Below are 16,796 nucleotides of genomic sequence, written 5' to 3'. Positions count from 1 at the left end.
TCCGACCACCCCCGAGGAGCCCGCATGCATAGGAAACGGCCCGCCATGGCGGTGCTGGCCGGAGCGCTCTGCCTGGTCACGGCGGCCTGCGGCCAGAGTTCGACGTCCACCACGACCGAGAACGCCGCCCAGGGCGAACGCGCCGGCGCCGGCTATCCCGTCACGCTGGAGAACTGCGGACGCGAGACGACGTACGAGAAGGCGCCCAGCCGCGTCGTCGTCATGAACGGCGCCTCCGTCGCCGAGGTCTCCACGCTCCTCGCGCTCGGACTCGGCGACCGGATCGTGGCCAACCAGCAGTCGTACGGAGCCTCCGAGGTCCCGGGCCGCGCCCAGGCCATCGAGAAGCTGCCCGACGGGGGCGTCAAGCCCAACGACGCGTTCGACATCCCGCGCGAGGCCATGCTCGGGCTCCGCCCCGACCTGGTGATCTCCACCACCGCGTACGGCTTCTCCTCGGGCAACGGCTTCGCCACCCGCGACGACCTGTCCTCGGTCGCGGCGAACAGCTACGTCTCGCCGCAGGGCTGCGACGAGGACACCTCCAAGATGACCATCGACGACAGCTACCAACTGCTGCGCGACCTGGGCAGGATCTTCCAGGTCCCGTCCCGCGCGGAGAAGCTGATCGCCGACTCCAGGCGCCGCATCGCCGAGGTCACCGACAAGATCGGGACCCAGGACGGGGGGCGCCCCCGGGTGATGGTGGTCTTCTCCAACATGTCGATGGGCGCCAACGACTTCAGCTCCGTGGCCGCCAACGGCATCTGGAACGACATCCTCGCCAAGGCCGGCGGCACCAACGCCTTCGCCAACGTCACCAAGAACACCTTCGCCGACCTCAGCAAGGAGAAGGTCGCGGCCGAACCGGTGGACGCGCTGGTGGTCATCGGCTACCAGGACAAGAACCCCGCGGCCTTCGCGCGCAAGCTGCTGAAGGACTTCCCGCAGTGGCCCGCCGCCCGGAACAACCGCTACGTCACCCTCTCCGACTCCGCCTACCTGGGGCCCAGCAACGACGTGGCGGTGGCGAAGATCGGGGCCATGCTGCATCCGAAGGAGCTGGGGGAGCGGTGAGCGCGCAGGCCGCCGAAGGTCCCCGCCCGCCCCGGATACCCCGCCCCCGGGCCGCCGTCGCCGACCCGGGCCGCGCCGCGCGGTCGCTGGCCGGCGCGCTGCCCCGGCCCTTCGCCGCCCGCGGCGCCACCGCGACCCGCACGCGCGCCACCCGCCCCGCCCCGAGCGCGCCCCGCCCGGTGCGCGGCCCGCGCATCCTCAAGGTGCCCACCGGGCCGTTGTTGTTCGGCCTGCTCGTGGTGCTGGCCGCCACGATGATGGTGGCCATCAGCATCGGCTCGGTCACCATCCCGGTCGCCGACGTCTGGCAGATCGTCTGGCACCACCTCACCGGCGCCGGCCAGGCCGCCGACCCCGCGACCGACCAGATCGTCTGGAACTTCCGCACCCCCCGCGTGGTCCTGGCCGCCCTGGTCGGCACCGGACTCGCGGTCTCCGGCGTGGTCCTCCAGGCGGTGGTCGCCAACCCGCTGGCCGACCCGTACGTCCTCGGCGTCTCCTCCGGCGCCTCGCTGGGCGCCGTCATGGTCATCACCATGGCCGGTGGCGCGCTGGGCGGGCTCGGCGTCTCGGCCGCCGCCTTCGCCGGCGCCATGCTCGCCGTCGCGCTGGTCTTCGTCCTCGGCCAGACCGGGGGCCGCCTCGCCCCCACCCGCCTGGTGCTCTCCGGTGTGGCCGTGGGCTACCTCTTTCTCGCCGGCACCAGCTACCTCCAGCTCCAGGCCACGCCCACCGAGTTGCGCTCGGTCATGTTCTGGATGCTGGGCAGCGTCGCGGGCGCCCAGTGGGGTCAGCTGAGCCTGGTCAGCACCGTCGTGCTGACCAGCACGGTGTTCCTCTCGCTCTTCGGTCGCCAGCTCAACGCGCTGCTGGCCGGTGACGAGTCGGCCACCGCGCTCGGAGTGGACGTCCACCGGCTGCGGGCCGTGCTGCTCGTGCTGTCCTCGTTGCTTACCGGCACCGTGATCGCCGTGGCCGGCGGCATCGGTTTCGTTGGCCTGATGATTCCCCACCTGGTCCGGCTGGCGGTCGGCGCGGATCACCGCAGGCTGCTGCCGCTGGCGGCGGTGGTCGGGGCCATCTATCTCGTGGTGGTCGATCTGTTGTCGCGCACTGTTAACCGGCCAAATGAGTTGCCGCTGGGGATCCTTACCGCCCTTTTCGGGGCACCCTTCTTCCTGTGGCTGCTGCGTCGTAACAAGACGTTGGATGCCTCGTGAGTCGCGTGATGCGATCCAGGGCCGCCTGCCTGCCCCGGGCATGCGCGCCCCCGACCCCGGCCCGGCCGGCGGCCCCCGAGCGGGGAGCCGTACGGGCCTCGGCGAACGGGAGCCACCAGCTTGGACACCGTATGAGGAGCGTGAGGCCATGAAGCTCACCGTGGACGGGCTCCACGTCACCCTCGACAACCAACCCATCCTGCGCGACGTCAGTCTCGACGCCGAGCAGGGCGACATCGTGGGCCTCATCGGCCCCAACGGCAGCGGCAAGTCCACGTTGCTGCGCGCCGTCTACCGCTCGCTGCGCCCGGCGCGGGGCGTGGTGCGGGTGGCCGGCGACGACGTGTGGAAGCTGCCCGCCCGCACCGCCGCCCGACGTACCGCCGCCGTCCTCCAGGACGGCAACAGCAACGCGGCGGGCCTGTGCGTCCAGGAGATCGTCGCGCTGGGCCGCACCCCCCACCACGGGCTGCTCGGCCGCGACGGCACCGAGGACCGCCGGGCGGTGGAGGAGGCCATGGACGCCTGTGGCGCCCGTCCGCTGGCCGAGCGGGACTTCAGTTCCCTGTCCGGCGGCGAACGTCAACGTGTGCTGCTGGCCAGGGCGTTGGCCCAACAGCCGAAGCTGCTCGTGCTCGACGAACTGACCAACCACCTCGACATCCGGGCCCGGTTCGAACTCCTGGACCTGATCCGGGGCACCGGCACCACCACCCTGGCCGTCCTGCACGATCTCGACCTCGCCGCCCGGCTCTGCGACCACCTGGTGGTCCTGAACGACGGCGTGGTCGCGGCGGCCGGCCGGGTGCTCGAAGTCCTCACCAGCGACGTGCTCCGCGAGGTGTTCGGCGTGCGGGCCGTCGCGGAACGGCACGCCGACGGCGTCATCCGCATCACCTACGGCGCCGACCCGCTGGCCACTGGCCACCCGCCGGTGGCCGAGTCCGTGGCGGCGGCGGGGGAGCGCACGGCGCCACAGCCGGTCACGCCGGAGACCTCACCGTCCCTGGCGCCGGCCGACCACCAGAGCCAGACCCAGGCCCCGGTCCCGGGCTGACCCACCCCGCGCCATCGGGCCGCCCGACCGCGTCCACCCGGCCCCACGCCGCGCACCACCGCACCACCCCGGAGCCGCACCACCGCACCAACCGAAGAGCCGCACCACCGCACCACGGCACCGTCGCACCACCGCACGGCCGTACGAGCGCACCACGGCAAGGCCGCACCATCGCGAGGCCGCACGACCCGCACGTCCGTAAGTTCGGCGGGAGCGCATGTCCCGGTTCGGTCGGAATCCGCCGCGCCGCGCGTCCGCCTCCGCCGCGCATCCGCGAGGAACCGCGCCCCCGTGCCCGCCCGCCCGCGTGTCCCCACGCGCGGCCCACGGCCGGCCACGTCGTACCACCGGCACACCAGCGTCCGCCGCCCGGTCATGTTCCACTGCCCCACCGCGCGGCACCGCCGGCCCGTGCCCCGCTGTGCCCGTACGCCCCACCGCACAGCACCCGTACCACCGCACCCATCGCGTGACCGCACCACCGCACCACGCGCACCACCTACCGTCCCCCCATCACGAAAGCTGGTCTCCTTCCATGAACACCGTCACGAACACCGTCGCGCCCGTGAACGTCGGAGTGCTGTTCTTCGAGGAAGTCGAGGAACTCGACGCCGTCGGCCCCTGGGAGGTCCTCGGCTACTGGGCCCACCACGTCGCCGCCTTCCCCGTCCGGGTCTACGCGATCGGCCGCGAGCGCGGCGTGGTCCGCTGCTCCAAGGGCCTGGGTCTGACCATGGACTACGACGTGCGGGACGCCCCGCGACTGGACTTACTGGTGCACCCCGGCGGTGACGGCACCAACGTCCTCCAGGAGGACGCGGACCACCTGAAGTGGCTGCGCGCGCTGCACGGCGACGGCACCCTGATGGCGAGCGTGTGCACCGGCTCGCTGGTGTTCGCCGCCGCCGGTCTGCTGGCCGGCCAGCCCGCCACCACGCACTGGCGCTACGGCGACTTCTTCGCCGAACTCGACTCCTCGGTGGACGTCCGCGTCGAGGAGCGGTTCGTCGACAACGGCACCGTCGTCACCAGCGCCGGCGTCTCGGCCGGCATCGACATGGCGTTGCACCTGGTCAGCCGACTGGACAGCCCCGAGGCCGCCGAGACGGTGCGCCAGGGCATCCAGTACGCCGCCTGACCCTCCGGCGCCACGCCAGCCCGTCCGCCGCCCCACCCCCCACACCAGCACGGCGCTACGCCACGCCCCCGGCCGGGCACGCCCCGGCCGGGGGCACGGTCCCGCGCGCCGCGACCACATCCCGCGCGCCGCGCCCACCCCGGGTGCGTGGGCCGGCCGGGGCGCGGGTCGGCCGGCGGGGCGGCGGGGCAGACAAGTCGCTTGTGTGTGCGGCGAGTTCAGTCGCGCGAGCGCGCCAGGGCCTCGCGTACCGCCTCGTCCGAGCGGGCCACCACGGCCGTGCCGTCGTCCGCCGTGATGATCGGCCGCTGGATCAGCCTGGGGTGTTCGGCGAGCGCCGCGATCCACCGCTCGCGCCCGGCGGCGTCGCGCGGCCAGTCGCGCACGCCCAACTCCCTGGCCACGGCCTCCTGGGTGCGCGTGATGTCCCACGGCTCCAGGCCGAGGCGGTCGAGCACGGCCCGGATCTCGTCCTGGCTCGGTACGTCGTCGAGGTAGCGGCGAACGGTGTACTCGGCGCCCTCCGCGTCCAGCAGCGTCAGCGCGCCACGGCACTTGGAACAGGCCGGATTGATCCAGATCTCCATGCCGGCAACGGTACCGCCCCCACGCCTCCACCAACCCGCCCCGACCCCGTCTGGCCTGGGGCGATTGTCAGTGCCCTGACGTAAAATAAGGGAGTAAGAGAGAGGGCGAACGACCGCATCTGGAGGACGCTGATGGCCGTTGCCGCAACACCTCTTCCGTACCTGCCGGACCTGCCGAGCTTTCCCACGCTGCCGAAGAAGCGCGTGCCCGCCGGGCACCCGCGCGAGTGGTACGAGTCGCACCACCGCCGCCTGAAGGCCATGCGCCTGGCCATCGCCCTGCTGCACGCCGGGGTGTACCGCCCGGAGCAGGCGTCCAACCGCAAGATACGCACCATCGCGGCCCGGATCGGCGTGCACCCGCCGTCGGACACGACCTGCCACATGGTGCGCTCCCTCATCCACTTCGACGACTGACCCACCGCCGTCAGCGGCCCACCGCCCCGCGCGCCCAGCCGCGGGGTGGTGGGCCGTCGGCGTCGGGGCCGAGGCGCCCGGGCCGAGTCGCCGGACCCCGGGGCGCCGGGGGCGTGTGACGTGTCACAGACAAGACGCCGGCACGGTCGCACGCAACTCCGTTACCCGCCAGTGGAGTTGCCGGGGCCGAAGCGACGGAACGAGCGCCGCGAGCCGGGCGGGCGTGCCAGGGTGGGCGTCCGGGGCGGGCGCGCGGCGCCGGGCGTCGCGCCGGCCCGCACCGGCCGACCCGTACGTGGAGAGGACCCCCCATGGGCACTGCGCGAGCGACGTCGCTCGACCAGGTGGTCAACACGACCCGGTACCCCCTGTCGGACCTCGCGGCCCCCGCCGCCCGCGCCGTCGTGGACCGCGCCCGGCGTGAGCTGGCCGCGCACGGCTGCACCGTGTTGCGCGACTTCGTCCGCCCGGGGGCGCGCGCGGAGTTACGCCGGGAGTGCGCGGGGCTCGCGCCCCGGGCCCACACCGACGTGGAGACGGTCAACGTCTACAACATCCCCGTCACGGCCGACCTGCCCGCCGACCACCCCGGCCGGACGCTCTTCGAGCGCGGCAACGCCTTCGTCGCCCGGGACCACATCCCCGACGACAGCCTGATCAGCCAGCTCTACACGCACCGGGCGTTCCAACGCCTGCTCGCCCGCTGCTTCGGGCTGCCCGCGCTGCACGAACTCGCCGATCCGCTCGCCGGACTGGTGCTCAACGTCGTGGAGCCGGGCCGGGGCCACCCGTGGCACTTCGACACCAACGAGTTCACCGTGAGCATGCTGACCCAGGAGCCCCACGAGGGCGGCCTCTTCGAGTACTGCCCGCACATCAGGTCGGCGCGCGCGGAGAACCTCGACGCCGTCCGGGACGTGCTCGCCGGCCGGGGCGAACGGCTCGTGCGACGTCTGCCGCTGGGGCCTGGAGACCTCCAGCTCTTCGCCGGCCGGTACGCGCTGCACCGGGTGAGCCCGGTACGCGGCGCCCGCGCCCGGCACTCCGCGATCTTCGCCTACGGCCGACGCCCCGGCGTCGTCGGCAGCGTGGCCCGCACCCGCCAGCTCTTCGGCCGCGTCCTGCCGGTCCACCACGCGGCCGAGGCCACCCGCGACGACGAACTCCTCGACTGACGGCCCCGCCGCCCGCGCCGCCCCGCCCCCACCGTGCCACGGGCCGACCCGCCCGTGGCCGGCTCCGCGACGCGACACGAGGCCCACCCCGTCCGCGTAGGACGCGGCCTCGCCCCCCACGCGCGGACGACGGGCCCCCGGTGTGCCGACCACCGGCGGCCACCTCTAGCCTCACCACACCTGTGAGGCAAGCCAGTTGAGCACGCCCCGCGCTGCGATGCCCCACCGTCTCGCCGTACGCCCGTCCCGTACGGCCGTCCGTCTCCGTACGTCCGCCACCCCGCGTCCCGTCCGCACACCACCCCGACGACCGCCAGAACCGCCTCGCCCCCGCTCTCCCCGCCCCGTCGCCCCTCCCGTCCGACCCGCCGCGACCGTGCCGGTCGTTGTACTCCGTACGGGCCGCCGAGCCAGTGCCCCGGTCGCCGCTCGTACCGACCACGGCGCCCGCCGTGCGACCACCGCGTCTGAAGGAAGCAGCCCATGCACACCAGCCAGGAACCGGACCCCACCGCCGACGGCCGGCCGTCCGCGCCCGACCCGGCCACCGCGTCCACCTTCGCGTACGAGGACACCCTCCCGCGCGTCCCGCTGCCCACACTGGACGAGAGCTGCCAGCGCTTCCTCGACTGGTGCGCGCCCCTGCTGAGCGCGCGCGAACGGGAGGCCACCGAGGCGGAGGTGGCGGCGTTCGCCGCCGAGGGCGGCGTGGGGCGGACCCTCCAGGCGGCGCTCGCGGAGTACGACGCGTCCGAGGGCGTCCACAGCTGGCTCGACACCTTCTGGCCGTACCGCTACCTGGGCCGCCGCGACCGCATCGCGCTCAACGCCAACTTCTTCTTCCTCTTCCAGGACGTCGCCTTCCAGGACACCGCGCGACCGCAGGTGGAGCGGGCCGCCGGGCTCGTCGCCGGGGCCCTGCGCTACAAGGCCGAGCTCGACCGGGAGCGCGTGCCGCCGCTCCTCCAGCGCGGCCAGCCGCAGACGATGGAGCAGCACAGATACCTCTTCGGCACCACCCGGATTCCCGGCCTCGAACAGGACACCGTCCGCGCCCCGTACACCGCCGAGCGGCCCGGTCCGTGCCGGGCCCGGCACATCGTGGTCTTCTCCCATGGCACCGCGTTCCGGCTCGACGTGCTCGGCCCGGACGGGACACCACACAGCCTGGCGGACCTGGCCGAGGCGCTGCGCGCGGTACTGGCGGCCGGCGCCGAGCCGGCCGCGCCCGGGACGTCGGTGGGCCACCTGACCACCCTGGCCCGCGCCGAGTGGGCGACGGCGCGCACCACCCTGCTCGCCCACCCGGACAACGCGCGGGCCCTGGAGGAGATCGAGGCCGCGCTGTTCTGCCTGTGCCTGGAGGACTTCGCCCCCGCCGACGTCCAGCGGGCCTGTGACGAACTGCTCCACGGCGACCGGGGCAACCGCTGGTTCGACAAGGCGCTGTCCTTCGTCGTCTTCGCCGACGGCCGTGCGGGAGTCAACATCGAGCACTGCGAACTGGACGGCACGACCGTCCTCAGCTTCGTGGACGCCGTCCTTGGCACCCCGCCCGCCGAACACGCCCGCCGCTCCGGCGCCCGCACCCAGGGCGCGCCCACGCCCCACCCGATCCACTTCACGCTGGACGCGGCGCAGCGGGCCCAGATCCGCTCGGCCGCCGACTCCTTCGCCGCCTACGGCGCGCACACCGCCACCCGCGCCGTCTCCTTCGACGACTTCGGCGCCCGGGACGCCAAGGCCCTACGCGTCTCGCCGGACGCCTTCGTACAACTCGCGTACCAGCTCGCCCACCAGCGCGCCAAGGGACGACTGGGCACCACGTACGAGTCGATCGCCACCCGGCAGTACCGGCGCGGGCGCACCGAGGCGATGCGCGTGGTGACCCCGCGGACGCTGGAGTTCGTCGCGGCCATGACGGACCCGGCCGGCGACGCGCCGACCCGGCGCGCCGCGCTGCGCTCGGCCGCCGAGGCGCACGTGGCGCGGGCGCGGGAGTGCCAGGTGGGCCGGGCGCCCGAGCAGCACCTGTGGGAGCTGGAGCTGATCCAGCGCCGCCGTGGCCCGGACCTGGGCGTCCCCGAACAGCCGGCCCTCTACCGCAGCCCCGGCTGGCGGATCATGCGCGACGACTACCTGAGCACCAGTTCCGCGCCCTCGCGGCACATCCAGTACTTCGGTTTCGGCTCCACCAGCAGTCGCTGCGTCGGCGTCGCCTACGTCCTGCTGCCCGACCGCTTCCACGTCTACCTGAGCACCCCGCGCCCGGTCGCCGACCAGATGCACGCCTTCGCCGACGAGCTGCGGCGGGCGGTGGCGGAGATGCGGGAGCTGCTGGCCGAGCCGGCGGGGACCCGATGAGCGGGTCACCTCGGCGCGCGGGCCCGCCACCTGCCATCCGGGTGACCCCCGGCCGGCCCCTCGCGGGTGGGTAGCGCCGGGTCGGCCGGCGGGCCGGCCGGGCGCGCCGGGGCCCGTGCGGCAACGGCCGTGGGCGCGCGGAGGTCGGCCGACGTCGGCGCCCGCGCGGCCCCGGCCCCTCCACCCCCGCGTGCCACGCCCACCCCGGAGCGTGCCACGGTGGGGAGCGGCGATTCGGCCGCGAGATGACGGACACACGAGCTGTGGGTTAATTTTGCTCCCGGAGCGCCACGTATTCGATCATGCTCGTGCCCTTCAGCGGTTTCGAACTCCAGCGGTTTTGAACCCTCCGACGAGGGGCCCTCCCTGGCCGGACGGGGTCAGGGGTTCATCAGTCCACGACCCCACGGGTGGGCCGTGACCTCAGCAGCGGTGGGGGCACCACAGTGAAGATCGTTTTCCTGATCCACAACGCGTACGGCATCGGGGGGACCATCCGCTCGACGGTGAACCTGTCGACCGCCCTCGCGGCCCAGCACGACGTCGAGGTCGTCAGCGTGCACCGGGTCGCCGACGAGCCGCAGCTCAGCTACGGCCCCGGGGTGCGGCTCAGCTCGCTGATCGACATGCGTGAGGACACCGCCGGCTACGAGGGCGACCACGAGCTCACCCAGCGGCCCAACACGATGTTCCCCGACAAGGGCGTCGACTTCGGCCGGCTGCGCTACACCGCCCTGCACGACGAGCGCATCGCCGGCTTCCTCGCCCGCACCGACGCCGACGTGATCATCGCCACCCGGCCCATCCTCAACGGCTACCTCGCCCGCTACGGCCAGCCCCACCAGGTACGCATCGGCCAGGAGCACCTCTCGCTCGACGCGCACAGCGACCAGCTGCGCACCGACCAGAACGAGGCCCTCGGCCACCTCGACGCCTTCGTCACCGTCTCCGAGGCCGACGCCGCCCAGTACCGCGCGGCCCTCCCCGACGTCACCACCACCATCCTGGCCGTCCCCAACGGCGTCCCCGCGGCCCGGGTCGAACCCGCGACCCTGAGCTCGCGCGTCATCGTCTCGGCCGGCCGACTGGTCGCCGTCAAGCGCTACGACCGGCTGGTCAACGCGTTCGCCGCCGTCGCCGACGAGTTCCCCGACTGGACGCTACGGGTGTACGGGCGTGGCCCCGAGAAGGCCAAGCTGCGCCGGCTCATCGACCAACTCGGCCTGTACGACCGGGTGTTCCTGATGGGCGCCGTCTCGCCCATCGAGACCGAATGGGCCAAGGGCGCGCTGGCGGCGGTCTCCTCGGACATGGAGTCCTTCGGCATGACCATCGTGGAGGCCATGCACTGCGGCGTCCCGGTCGTCGCCACCGACTGCCCGCACGGCCCCGCCGAGATCATCAGCGACGGCCAGGACGGCCTGCTCGTCCCCCTCGCCCCGGCCGGCTCACCCGCCGGCACGGACGTCCGCGCCTACGCCGAGGCCCTGCGCGGCCTGATGTCCGACGACGCGCTGCGCCGCAAGCTGGGCGAGGGCGCCCTCGCGAAGGCCGCCACCTTCGCCCCCGAGGTCATCGGACGCCGCTACGAGGAGCTGTTCACCACCCTCGGCACCGGCCGTGCCCCCGCGCCCGGCCGCGACACCGCGCGCCGGGCCACGGCGCCGAGCCCGGACGCGCGACCGACCCCCGAGGCCGCGCGCGCGGCGGAGCCCGAGCGCAAGGCCGCGCGCGGCGGCCTGCTGCGGCGCATGCGGGCCGCGCTACGCGGCGAGGAGGCGACGGCGCCGGCCGCCGCGACCACCGACGCGCCGGGGGCGGACCCGGCGGCCGAGGCGGTCAAGCCCGTGGCCCACGCCCGGTCCGCCGCCAGCGGCGACGTCGCGATCCGGCTGACCGACACCCCGCCGGGCCCGCTGGACTTCGTCGCCCGCCTGCGCCGCGACCCGCAGCGCCGCGAGATCCGCGTCCCCGTCCCCGAGACGGGCGAGGCCGGCATCGTGCTGGGCCACGGCGAACACACCCTGGCCGAAGGCCGCTGGGACTGCTACGTCGCTCCGCGCGGCACCCACACCCGCACCCGCCTGACCGCCGCCCTGGCCGAGACGGCCCGCCTGATCGGCGAGCCCCCCGCCCGCGACGCCGCCGGCCTGGCCCCCTGGATCCCCTACGCCACCACCGACGGCTTCCTGGCCCTGCGGAGCTGGCAGCGCCCGGCCCACGCCGAGGTCACCCGCGTCACCGTCGATCCCGACGGGGCCACCGTCACCGCCCGCGTGCTCGCCCCCACCGGCCTGTCCCTGACCGGCGCCACGGCCCATGCCGCGTCCCGCGAGGACTCCGCCCACGACTTCGACGTCCCCGTCACGGACCTGGGCGAGGGCAACCTCACCTTCACCCTCCCCTACGCCGAGGCCCTCAGCCGCCGCACCGTCGAACACGACCTGTGGGACCTCACCGTGCGCACCCCCGACCAGGCCCCCATCCCACTGGGCCGCGTCACCGGCGACATCGTCGACCGCAAGAAGACCGACTACGCACCCCCCGCCCACCACGACCACCCCACCCGAGGCGCCACCCGCACCAAGCCCTTCTTCACCGCCACCAACAACCTGGCCCTCAGCGCCCGCGACGAGGCGACGGAGGAGGAGTAGGGGGGCGGGGTCGGGTGCCCCCCCTCGGCCCGGGGGAGTGGCTGACGCTGACGGCGAGGCCGGCTCACCCACGTTCCGGGCGGGCCGGCCTCGGGCTCGGCCTCCGGGGCGACCCGCGCGCACCGACGGACGACGGCCCCGCGCCGCCATCGCCGAGCGTCCCGGCCCGGCGAGGACGTGAACCGACCGATCCTGCCGTAAGTCCCGGTGACGCTCCGGCAGTTGGGCGGTTTCGCGTGGAGCGTCGGGTCGGAGGCGTAACAATGTGCGCATGATTGATGACTGGAAGCAACGTCTCGATGCCCTGCACGCCGACCTGGTCCGCCGGGACGACCCGGTCGCCTGGGTGACGGAGGCCGACGCGGTGAGCGCCTCGCGGCGGTACCCGTACACGGCGCTGCGGGGGCCCGTGTTCGGTGTCGCCGTGCAGGACCCGGCGGCGGGGCCGCGATGGCGGCTGCTGCGGCCGGTCGTGGACGACATGCCCCAACAAGCCCGCGACGGGTTGAACTCTCATCTGTGGTTCAAAGCCAAGGACGAGACCAGCGACCCCGTGGTGCGACGTGAACTGCTGGCCGCCGTAGCCGTGTTGGAGCGCAAGCCGGTCAACGAGATGGAGGCTCTCGGGCTGCGCTACCGGGTGGTGCGGGGGGACGAGTTCGCGCGCAGCGGCGAGGACGGGTTGGAGCCGCCCCGCCCCACCGACAAGGAGCCGTCCGACAGGTCCTGGGGCGGGCGCGCCCAGCGGATGTCCTTCCCGGACGTGGGGTACGTCATCGACCCGGGCGAGAACGACGGCCTGATCGCCGGCGCCACCAAACTGGGGCTGCGCGACTTCAGCTACACCGGCTCCCACTATCCGCCCGACGTGCGCGCCGACTCGAAGCGGGCAGCCGCCGCCTACCCGGACATCGCCCTGCTCCCCGTCGGGTTTCGGGTGGCGGAACGGTACGGGTTGGGGTGGCGCCCGCACGGCGCCATGATGCCCACGCCGCACGACGCGCGGGACCTCCTGTACGGCGCGATGGCCGAGACCTGGCCCGCGATGTACCGGTTCGACAAGCGCGAGAGGGCCGAGTACGCCGCGGCGGCCAGGAAGTTCAGGGCCGCCGGCCAGGCGAACGAAGCGCCCGTGGGTGATCGCCTCTTCCGCATCTGCCGCATCGAACGCCTCGTGCGCTGCGGCCCGGACGGCCCGGAGCCGCCCCGCCGCTCCGACGTCGACGACTACGGCCCCATGAAGCTCCACCCGACCATGGACGAGGACGGCGAACTGCACTACGACGACTGACGCACCCTCATCCCCGTCTGCCTGCCCACCCCACCCCCTCGCCGCGCCAGCGCACACGCGCCCCTGGCCAGAAGCGCCCACCGCACGGGGAACAGGCCCACCACCGCGACCCGGGCGGCGACCCCCACCCCTCTTCCGGGAACGCCCCCGACGCCCCGCGACGCACGGCGACAGCCAGGCCGGGGCGGCGGCCCTGAACCCGCCTCGCCTCACTGTCCGCCACGCTGCCCGCCCCGCCGAACGTCAGCGACAGGAACGCCAGTGACGGGAACACCCAGGGCGGCCACCCCCTCGCGGAGGTGGCGGCCCTGGGCCGCGAACGGCGGCGGGTCGGTCGGGCTCTGATCGGCGGTCGTGGAACGCGGTACGTGCGGCGATGGAAGAGCCGTCAGCTGATGCCCTACCTCGGGTGATGGCCCCGACGGGGAGCCCCTGCCGGGGCCAGCCGATGAGGGACGTGGGCGACGGGACCTCGTGGCGGACCCTGGAACGAACGCTGGACCTCATCGGGCTCCACCCGGTGAGCAGGTCCAAGGGCTAGCGGTCGAGTGCGTCGATGGCGCGGGTGATGAGCGCTCGGGCGTCGGCCCCGTACACGGCCATGCTGCGCAGCTGCTCGAACGCCTTCACGTACAGGGCGATCTCCGCCGGCTGAGCCACGTTCACCTGCGCGGACAGCAGCTCGACGGAGACCAGCGTGTCGTCGTACACGTGGAAGAGTTCCTGCGGCCACAGGATCCGGTCGGGGGTATCGGAGGGGATGATGCCGAGTGACACCGCGGGTATGGCGCCGACCGTCAGCAGGTAGCCGAGTTGAGCGGCCATCGCCGTATGGTCGCCGAGCTGGTAGCGCAGGGCGCCTTCCTCCATGACGAGCAGGAACCGGTGCCCGGCCCGGTGGATGATCCGGGACCGCTCGACGCGGGCCGCCGCGGCGGCATCCGCGTCATTGGGCACCTCCAACAGCTCCGCGTTCGCGCCGAGCAGGGCCCGCGCGTAGCCCTCGGTCTGCAGCAGGCCGGGCACGAGCGTCGGCGAGTACACGCGGAACAGGCGGGTGGCGCGGAACAGGTCGAGGTAGCTGTCCTGTAGTTGGCGCAGACCCTGCCGGGTGCGCTGGCGCCATTCCCGGTACAGGGACTCGGCGTTGAGGGACGACGCGATCAGGTCCGCGGCCTGGTCGACGGCCTCGCAGTGGGTGCACCACAGGCGGATGTCGGTCGGCGAGGGCGGCGTCCTGGCGTTCTCTATGCGAGACACCTTCGCGTGGTGCCATCCGCACCGGCCGGCCAGCTCCACGACCGTCAGCCCCGATGTCTTCCGTAGGGCGCGCAGGCGGCCGGCCAGGGCTTCGCGTGCTGCCTGTGCGGATGATGACGGGGAGATGGTCACAGGGGCTGGCCTATCCGGGGTCGTGCTTCAGCGGATCGTGTACTGGGCGTGCGGGGTGGCCCGGTCCCATATGGCTTCGTACGCGTCGACGCACCGCTTCACGAGGTCGGGTTCCTCGCGGAGCTCCAGGCCGGGCTCGGCCCAGTCGCCGGCACCGGTGAAGTGGTTGAACAGGACCCGCTGCCTGTCGAAGATCCACAGGTCGCAGCCGGGTACGAGCAGGTCGACGGCCTGGCGGCGCGGCAGCCAGCGTACGTCCTCGCCCGCGGTCACGTTGACGTCCGTACCGGCGTGCTCGTACCGGATGTAGGCCGTGACCGGTTCCGCGACGATCCGGGCCCGCCGCACCCGCACGCCGCGCGCGGTCGCGCGGGAGATCAGGTCGACCCACGGAGCCCAGTACGCGGACGCCGGGTCGGCGTCCCGCTCGCCCGTGCGCAGCCAGTGCTCGAAGTCGTCCGCCTCATCGCCGACCCCGTAGTCGTCGCGCATCTCCAGATGAACAGCCGACTGTGTGGTGGCCTCAAGCAGGTCGTTGAAGTTCAGCGCGCCGTTCGGCGGCATCGCATGCCTCCCTCAGCAGGTGGATGAGGTGGACCGGTACGCGGATCACCGTCTCGTGGGCGGGGATCCCTTTCGCGTGCCCGGGTGCGGTGCCCTCGACGCACTGGGCGCGCGTCGCCTCATCGGCGGTGTAGCTCTGCAGGACGATGTCGGCCGTCTCCGTGTCCACCCACGCCGTGGGAGATCCGGACTGCCCCGTGTTGGGGTCGATGCCGACGAACTCCAAGGCCATGACTGCCCTCGTCTCGTGAGCGGTGCTCAGATGTGCACGATCGTCTGCCCGTTGGCTGTGCGAGTCAAGGTCGTGTGCAGGCCACAGGTGCAGGCTGACGCGATTCATGCACATCGGTGCACAAGGATGGATGTGGCGCACATCGCGGCCCTGGCCTCCTCTTCAGCGGCAGCGACCACCGTCTCCAGCCATCGGGGCCGCCGCCCTCACAGACGGAGGAGCCCTCTCGCCCTCCGGGGGCGAGCTCCTCGCCCAGCTCCAGGCGCGACAGGCACTCACCCACTGGAGGATCAGTGACACTTGCACTCGAGCAACCCGCCACCACGATCAGCCGCGATCCCGAGTGGATCCTGAACGAGGTCGCCCCACACATCACCGAGCTGACCACCAACGTGTTCGACAGCGGTATGACGCTGTGGGACCGGGAGATCGCGCTGCTGCTCCGCGACCACATCATGGTCCGCGACATGGCCGAGCGGATCCTGGGCAACGCCGTCATGTACGTCATGGGCTCCATCGAGAACCCCGACGTCCACCTGGGCGTGGGCAAGCTGGTGGACATCGGGGTCCACCAGCTCATCCTCGACACGCCCGTCTGGTGGGGCATCTGCCGCCTCTACAACGGCGGCGCGTTCAAGCACCACGCCCCGTTCGTCGCGCGTCGTAGCGACGGCCTGTGTCTGCGTACCGGCGACTTCCTCAGGTCGCAGGGCTGGGCCATCGACACCGAGCTGTGGGCCATCGACGGCGCCGAGTGCTCGCCGTGCGACGACAAGGTCCCCGACAGCCACTGACCGCCGCTACGCTCGCCCCGCCCCCATCCAGCACCGTGGGGGCGGGGCCTCCGCACATCGACCCGAAGGACCTCCGTCATGCCGGTACCCCACGACATCGCCGCCGAGACCGACCTGTGGAACGCCTACGCCCGCAGCGCGTTCGAGGACGACATGGAGCCGACGTTCTGTTGGACGCAGTACGCCGGCCACGGCCCCGGCCGCGAGCTGCTCAAATCCCCCGACTCCGCCCTGGAGATCGGGTGCGGGACCGGCCGCGCCAGCGCCTACCTGGCCGAGCGGGGGGTGAGGGCCCGTGGCGTCGACCTGTCCCCCGTCATGGTCGAGAGGGCCCACGAGAAGTGGGAGTCGACCGGCGCCGAGTTCGTGTGCGGGGAAGTCCTCGACGTACTGGCCGACGACATCCAGACCTACGACGCGGTCTTCTCGATGTTCGGCGCGGCCTGGTTCGCCGACCCGACCCGCCTGTTCCCGCTCGTCCTCGACCGCCTGTGCCCCGGCGGCCGGTTCGTGTTCTCACAGCCTCCGGCCATCCCCGGCGCCTACGGCCCGCAAGGCATGTACAAGGGCGGGTTCGCCGGGAAGGCGCAGTTCACCTACCGGTACAGCTACAAGCCCGCGGTCTGGGAGCGGTTCCTTCTGCGTGCCGGATTCGCGACGGCCGAGGCCACCGTCGTCGAGGCACCCACGGTCGGCCACATCGGGACGCTCATCGTGAGCGCGCAGGCCCCGGTGCACGAGTTCACCGTCCCGGCCAAGGGCTGACCGAGCCCCGCCAGAGCCCCGGCCGGACACCCGACCGGGGCATGGTCGTAGCGTCGGGGGCCGAAAGGT

The 16,796-nt window shown here is 73.2% G+C and carries 15 protein-coding genes; 11 read left to right on the top strand and 4 right to left on the bottom strand.

What is annotated here, in order from left to right:
• Window positions 1-24: 24 nt before the first annotated feature.
• From ACFVFR_RS14090 to ACFVFR_RS14075, 4 genes are all read left to right on the top strand, one after another.
• A complete protein-coding gene (locus ACFVFR_RS14090; RefSeq protein ID WP_383700951.1) occupies window positions 25-1,077 on the top strand; it encodes an ABC transporter substrate-binding protein in 1,053 nt (350 codons plus the stop codon).
• A 254-nt stretch (window positions 1,078-1,331) separates the two neighbouring features.
• Window positions 1,332-2,297 carry a FecCD family ABC transporter permease gene (locus ACFVFR_RS14085; protein WP_383701067.1) on the top strand — a complete coding sequence of 322 codons (966 nt, stop codon included), beginning with the start codon at window positions 1,332-1,334 and terminating at the stop codon, window positions 2,295-2,297.
• A gap of 148 nt (window positions 2,298-2,445) precedes the next feature.
• Window positions 2,446-3,354: an ABC transporter ATP-binding protein gene (locus tag ACFVFR_RS14080; RefSeq protein ID WP_383700948.1), complete on the top strand. Its 909-nt coding sequence runs from the start codon at window positions 2,446-2,448 to the stop codon at window positions 3,352-3,354.
• A gap of 535 nt (window positions 3,355-3,889) precedes the next feature.
• Complete coding sequence (locus tag ACFVFR_RS14075; RefSeq protein WP_383700945.1) at window positions 3,890-4,492, top strand: DJ-1/PfpI family protein; 603 nt, start codon at window positions 3,890-3,892, stop codon at window positions 4,490-4,492.
• Between the two features lie 218 nt (window positions 4,493-4,710).
• Here ACFVFR_RS14075 and ACFVFR_RS14070 read toward each other — a convergent pair whose 3' ends face one another.
• Entirely contained in the window at window positions 4,711-5,079 is a 369-nt protein-coding gene (locus ACFVFR_RS14070) for an arsenate reductase family protein (RefSeq protein ID WP_383700942.1), read from the bottom strand.
• 132 nt (window positions 5,080-5,211) lie between these two features.
• On the opposite strand from ACFVFR_RS14070, the gene ACFVFR_RS14065 reads away from it, so the two are divergent.
• From ACFVFR_RS14065 to ACFVFR_RS14045, 5 genes are all read left to right on the top strand, one after another.
• Complete coding sequence (locus tag ACFVFR_RS14065; RefSeq protein ID WP_383700940.1) at window positions 5,212-5,496, top strand: hypothetical protein; 285 nt, start codon at window positions 5,212-5,214, stop codon at window positions 5,494-5,496.
• Between the two features lie 311 nt (window positions 5,497-5,807).
• Window positions 5,808-6,671, top strand: coding sequence for an arpA protein (locus ACFVFR_RS14060; protein WP_383700938.1), 864 nt, complete (start codon window positions 5,808-5,810; stop codon window positions 6,669-6,671).
• Window positions 6,672-7,154: 483 nt separating this feature from the next.
• Window positions 7,155-9,035 (top strand): choline/carnitine O-acyltransferase, encoded by a 1,881-nt coding sequence (locus ACFVFR_RS14055; protein WP_383700936.1) that lies wholly within the window; start codon window positions 7,155-7,157, stop codon window positions 9,033-9,035.
• Window positions 9,036-9,481: 446 nt separating this feature from the next.
• Entirely contained in the window at window positions 9,482-11,689 is a 2,208-nt protein-coding gene (locus ACFVFR_RS14050) for a glycosyltransferase (RefSeq protein WP_383700934.1), read from the top strand.
• Between the two features lie 271 nt (window positions 11,690-11,960).
• Window positions 11,961-12,980 (top strand): DUF5954 family protein, encoded by a 1,020-nt coding sequence (locus tag ACFVFR_RS14045; protein WP_383700932.1) that lies wholly within the window; start codon window positions 11,961-11,963, stop codon window positions 12,978-12,980.
• 537 nt (window positions 12,981-13,517) lie between these two features.
• On the opposite strand, the gene ACFVFR_RS14040 is transcribed toward ACFVFR_RS14045, so the two are convergent.
• From ACFVFR_RS14040 to ACFVFR_RS14030, 3 genes are read right to left on the bottom strand one after another with little or no spacing between them, the layout of a single operon-like run.
• Window positions 13,518-14,372 carry a helix-turn-helix domain-containing protein gene (locus tag ACFVFR_RS14040; RefSeq protein ID WP_383700930.1) on the bottom strand — a complete coding sequence of 285 codons (855 nt, stop codon included), beginning with the start codon at window positions 14,370-14,372 and terminating at the stop codon, window positions 13,518-13,520.
• A 27-nt stretch (window positions 14,373-14,399) separates the two neighbouring features.
• On the bottom strand, window positions 14,400-14,936 hold the full coding sequence (locus ACFVFR_RS14035) for a DUF6879 family protein (RefSeq protein ID WP_383700928.1): 537 nt from the start codon (window positions 14,934-14,936) through the stop codon (window positions 14,400-14,402).
• A complete protein-coding gene (locus ACFVFR_RS14030) occupies window positions 14,896-15,168 on the bottom strand; it encodes a hypothetical protein (protein ID WP_383700926.1) in 273 nt (90 codons plus the stop codon). The genes ACFVFR_RS14035 and ACFVFR_RS14030 overlap by 41 nt, the downstream gene beginning before the upstream one ends.
• Window positions 15,169-15,461: 293 nt before the next feature.
• Between ACFVFR_RS14030 and ACFVFR_RS14025 the strand changes: the two genes are divergently transcribed.
• Both ACFVFR_RS14025 and ACFVFR_RS14020 read left to right on the top strand, forming a co-directional pair.
• A complete protein-coding gene (locus ACFVFR_RS14025) occupies window positions 15,462-15,962 on the top strand; it encodes a hypothetical protein (RefSeq protein WP_383700924.1) in 501 nt (166 codons plus the stop codon).
• 78 nt (window positions 15,963-16,040) lie between these two features.
• Window positions 16,041-16,727, top strand: a complete 687-nt coding sequence (locus ACFVFR_RS14020) for a class I SAM-dependent methyltransferase (RefSeq protein ID WP_383700922.1) — start codon at window positions 16,041-16,043, stop codon at window positions 16,725-16,727.
• Window positions 16,728-16,796 lie beyond the last annotated feature (69 nt).

The sequence above is a fragment of the Streptomyces sp. NPDC057702 genome (assembly GCF_042799315.1).
In the GTDB taxonomy this organism is placed as follows: Bacteria; Actinomycetota; Actinomycetes; order Streptomycetales; family Streptomycetaceae; genus Streptomyces.
The sequence above is the reverse complement of the archived record's forward strand: the minus strand, read 5'-3'. Positions and strand labels throughout refer to the sequence as shown.